Source organism: Streptomyces sp. NPDC059455, assembly GCF_042750115.1.
Lineage (GTDB): Bacteria > Actinomycetota > Actinomycetes > Streptomycetales > Streptomycetaceae > Streptomyces > Streptomyces endocoffeicus.
Window position 1 is genome coordinate 1 of sequence record NZ_JBHYVB010000454.1, and the last position, 2,347, is coordinate 2,347.

Consider the following 2,347-nt stretch of genomic DNA (forward strand, 5'->3'; position numbering starts at 1 on the left):
CGGTCGTCGCCGTCCCCGTCGGACCCGGCCGCCTGAACCTCGGACGTCGCCTCGGCCACCGGCTCGGCGTCGTCGGGCTCGTCGGCGTCGTCGGGCTCGTCGGCATCGTCGGGCTCGTCGGCATCGTCGGGCTCGGGCTCGACCATGTCCTCGTCGGACGGGACCTCGTCGAACTCCAGCTCCTCGGCCTCCGACTCCTCGACCTCCGATTCCTCGGCCTTCAACTCTTCGACCGGCTGGTCGACCTTCGACTCCTCGACCGGCTGGCGAGCGTCGCCGTCCACCGCCTCCTCGGGGTCGAGGGCGTCCACGAACTCGACCCCGTCCAGCTCGGCGAGCCGGTCCGACGCGTCCGTACTCCCGCTCTGATCCGCCTCGAGAGCCTTGGCGAACCACTCGCGGGCCTCGTCCTCGCGGTCGACCGCCAGCAGCGCGTCGGCGTAGGCGTAGCGCAGCCGGGCGGTCCAGGGCTGGATGGAGTTCGAGGCCAACTCCGGGCTCTGCAGGGTGACCACGGCGGCGTCGGCCTGGCCCATGTCACGCCGGGCACCGGCGGCCACCATCCGCATCTCGACCTGACCAGCCCGGTCCAGCTTCTGCACCTCCGGCTCACCGGCCATGGCCAGCGCCCGCTCGGGACGGCCCATGCCGCGCTCACAGTCGGCCATCACCGGCCACAGCTCGGAGTTGCCGGTCATCCGACGCGCGGCGCGGAATTCCGCGAGCGCCTCGGCGTACTTCCCGACGGCGTACGAGGCGAAGCCCGCGGCCTCGCGCACAGCGGCCACCCGGGAGGCGAGCCGCAGGGCGACGCGCGAGTACTGGTACGCCCGCTCGGGTTCGTCGTCCAGCAGCTTGGCCACCATGACGAGGTTCTTCGCGACGTCCTCGGCGAGGGTCTTCGGCAGGCTCATCAGCTCCTGCCGCACGCCCTTGTCGATCTCCTCGCCGGTGACGTCCTCGGGGATCGGCAGCCGCTTGATCGGCTCGCGGTCGCGGTCCCTGCCGCGCTCTTCGCCACGCCCGTAGCCGCCGGTGCGGTCGTCACGGCGCTTGAACCCACCGCCGCCGCCGGAGCGCCGGTCGTCGCGGCCCTGTCCCTGACCATACGGACGACGCGGCCCGCGGTCGTCCCGACCACCCCGGAAACCACCGTCACGGTCATCACGGCGAGGCCCACGCGGCCGCTCGTCACGACGGTCATCCCGACGATCGTCCCGGCGATCATCCCGCCGGAACCCGCTGCGGTCGTCATCACGACGGTACGAGGGCCGCTCATCCCGACGGTCATCCCGCCGGAACCCACCACGGTCATCGTCACGACGATGCGAAGGCCGCTCATCCCTACGGAATCCACCACGGTCGTCATCACGACGATGCGAAGGCCGCTCATCCCGACGGTCATCCCGCCGGAACCCACCACGGTCGTCATCACGACGATGCGAAGGCCGCTCATCCCGACGGTCATCCCGCCGGAACCCACCACGGTCGTCATCACGACGGTACGAAGGCCGCTCATCCCGACGCTCGTAGCCGCCGCCCCGGCCGCCACGGTCATCATCGCGACGCGGCCCACGCGGCCGCTCATCCCGGCGGTCATCGCGCCGGTAGCCACCGCGGTCATCGTCCCTGCGGAAGCCCGGCCGATCGTCACGGTCCCGGCGGAAGCCGCCCTGGCGGGAGCCACCGTCGCGGTCATCACGGCGAGGCCCACGCGGCCGCTCGTCACGACGATCGTCCCGGCGGTCATCACGACGATCGTCCCGGCGCTCGTATCGCCCGGCGGGGCGGCCACCCCGGTCATCGCGGCGCGCATAGCCGCCGGGGCGGCCTCCGCGCTCATCGTCCCGACGCGGGCCACGCGACCGGTCGTCCCGGCGATCATCCCGGCGCTCGTCCCGCCGGTCATCGCGGCGGATACCACCGCGGTCGTCATCGCGGCGGAACCCGCCACGGTCATCATCGCGACGGGGCCCGCGCGGCCGCTCATCGCGGCGGTCGTCACGCCGGAAACCACCACGACCACCGTCGCGGCGCGGCCCGGAGCCGCGGGCCTCCCGCCGATCGTCGGCTTCCCGGCCCCGCGGCTCGCGGCCCGACCGGTCGTCGGGAGAGTTGGTGGACATCGGCATGACTCCTGTCTTCATGTACTGCAGCCATTCTCCCGCACCAGTCAAACCGATGCGGGCCCAGAAAAAACAAAAGGACCCTTGGTCCCAGCATGCACGCTGGGACCAAGGGTCCTTGAAAGATTGTTCGGCGGCGTCCTACTCTCCCACAGGGTCCCCCCTGCAGTACCATCGGCGCTGAAAGGCTTAGCTTCCGGGTTCGGAATGTAACCGGGCGT

Annotated in this window: 2 protein-coding genes and 1 rRNA gene; all 3 read right to left on the minus strand. The window is 71.6% G+C overall.

Annotated features, from left to right (window positions below; all coding sequences use genetic code 11):
• A partial coding sequence (locus ACFXB5_RS53440; RefSeq protein WP_385223297.1) for a hypothetical protein occupies positions 1 to 929 on the minus strand: 929 nt, incomplete at its 3' end.
• Positions 914 to 1,795 carry a hypothetical protein gene (locus ACFXB5_RS53445; protein ID WP_385223299.1) on the minus strand — a complete coding sequence of 294 codons (882 nt, stop codon included), beginning with the start codon at positions 1,793 to 1,795 and terminating at the stop codon, positions 914 to 916. The genes ACFXB5_RS53445 and ACFXB5_RS53440, both read right to left, overlap by 16 nt.
• 459 nt (positions 1,796 to 2,254) lie before the next feature.
• Positions 2,255 to 2,347: ribosomal RNA gene (gene rrf / locus ACFXB5_RS53450) — 5S ribosomal RNA — on the minus strand; the annotation flags it as partial.